The organism is Pseudonocardia pini, assembly GCF_013870575.1.
Taxonomy (GTDB): Bacteria; Actinomycetota; Actinomycetes; order Mycobacteriales; family Pseudonocardiaceae; genus Pseudonocardia; species Pseudonocardia pini.
The window spans coordinates 1-1012 of the sequence record NZ_JACBXB010001232.1; the positions used below are offsets into that span (position 1 = coordinate 1).

Genomic DNA, 1012 nt, shown 5'->3' on the forward strand with positions numbered 1-1012 from the left:
TCTGGCCGACCGCCAGGGACATGGTCGAGTTGCCCAGCCGCTCGATCGAGAAGGCCGAGCCGGGACCCGAGCTGGCCCACCACTTCACCAGCCGCGGCGCCCTCACGGCGGCCCACGAGTACCAGCACGAGCGCTTCGGCGGGTTCAAGATCGGCTCCGCCTTCTTCGGCTGGCTGGTCGCCGTGGGGCTCACGGTGCTGCTCACGGCCGTGGCCGCGCTCGTCGTGCGGCTCGCGGGGATCTCCCCGGACCTCGGCGCCGCCCCCGGGCAGGACCCGCGGCTGCTCGGCATCACCGGGGGCGTCGTCGCGATCGTCGTGATGCTGCTGGCCTACGCCGCAGGCGGGTACGTGGCGGGCAGGCTCGCCCGCTTCGACGGCGCGCGCAACGGCTTCGCGGTCTGGGCGATGGGGCTGGTCGTCACCGCGGCCGTCACGATCGCCACGGCGGTCACCGGCAGCACCGAGTCGATCTTCGCGGCCCTGCGGGTGCCCGGGATCGCGTTGTCCGGCAGCGCCTTCACCTGGACCGGCGTGATCGCACTGCTGATCGTCGCGGTCGTCGCGCTGATCGGGGCGATCGCGGGCGGCAAGGCGGGCGAGCGCTACCACCGCCGCGTCGACCGAGCGGCCGAGCAGGCCCTCTGACACCTGAGCGAACGGCACTCTCGCTCATTCCTAGTGAGCGAGAGTGCCGTTCGCCCGGTCAGGGGGTGGTGCCGTCCCACTCCTCGAGCGGGGCGCAGTGCCATTTCCACCTCTCCAGCCGCGGGCGGTCGCCGAGCGCGGCGCGGCCGTTGGCCCACCGCAGCGTGGGCCAGGAGCGTTCGTGGTGCGGCGCCCACGGGAACAGCCGCCGGACGACGTGGGCGACCAGGTGGGCGTCGGGCTCGAAGGTGAGGCCGAGCCCGTGCGCCGCGTCGTCGGTGTGCACCAACAGCTCGTCGCAGGCCATCGCCGCGAAGCCCGACGGGTCGGCGGGCCCGTCGGGATGGAAGCCGCGGGTGTGCTCG

The 1012-nt window shown here is 73.9% G+C and carries 1 protein-coding gene and 1 pseudogene; one reads left to right on the plus strand and one right to left on the minus strand.

Translation table 11 applies throughout. The features are described 5' to 3' along the window. A partial coding sequence (locus H5J29_RS34095; RefSeq protein WP_246394637.1) for a hypothetical protein occupies positions 1 to 647 on the plus strand: 647 nt, incomplete at its 5' end. A 58-nt stretch (positions 648 to 705) separates the two neighbouring features. On the opposite strand, the pseudogene H5J29_RS34100 reads toward H5J29_RS34095, so the two are convergent. Then, positions 706 to 1012 (minus strand): annotated as a pseudogene (locus H5J29_RS34100) (hypothetical protein); the annotation flags it as partial.